We start from the raw sequence: 495 nt of genomic DNA, 5'->3' as shown, positions 1-495 counted from the left end.
GACCAGCTCCACGGCGCCGTCCTGCGTCAGCGTGTCGAGCAGCAGCCAGCGCGCCGACTCCAGCCCCGCGAGCACGCGCCGGCAGGTCACGATCGTCAGGCTGCCCTCTGTCATCGCGAGCAACGGCCTGATCTGGCCCTCGTCGTGGGCGTTGTCCAGCACCACGAGCACCCGCCGATCCCGCACCACCTTGCGGAACAACGAACTGCGCTCCTCGACCGTCGTGGGCATCCGCCCCGGCGACACGTCCAGCGAGGTCAACATCCGTTCCAATGCGGCGGCGGAGCTGACCGGCCGGTCGTCGACACCGCGCAGGTCCAGCGCGAGACAACCGTCCGGGAAGGAGGAAACCAGACCATCCGCCGCCGCCACCGCCAGCGACGTCTTCCCGACCCCGGGAGGCCCCGCGATCACGACAACACCACCGGTCTCGGCCTCACGAGAAAGCCGCAGCAGCTCCTGCCGCCTTCCGACAAGCCCGGACACAGCCGGCAG

The 495-nt window shown here is 70.3% G+C and carries 1 protein-coding gene; it reads right to left on the bottom strand.

Annotated elements, in window-relative coordinates; genetic code table 11:
- Positions 1–486, bottom strand: a 486-nt coding sequence (locus tag ADL03_RS03300; RefSeq protein WP_369808922.1) for an AAA family ATPase, incomplete at its 3' end; no start/stop codon positions are given.
- Positions 487–495 lie beyond the last annotated feature (9 nt).

Origin of the sequence: Nocardia sp. NRRL S-836, assembly GCF_001279525.1 — a bacterium.
Lineage (GTDB): Bacteria > Actinomycetota > Actinomycetes > Mycobacteriales > Pseudonocardiaceae > Lentzea.
This window is presented reverse-complemented; position numbering and strand designations above follow the sequence as displayed.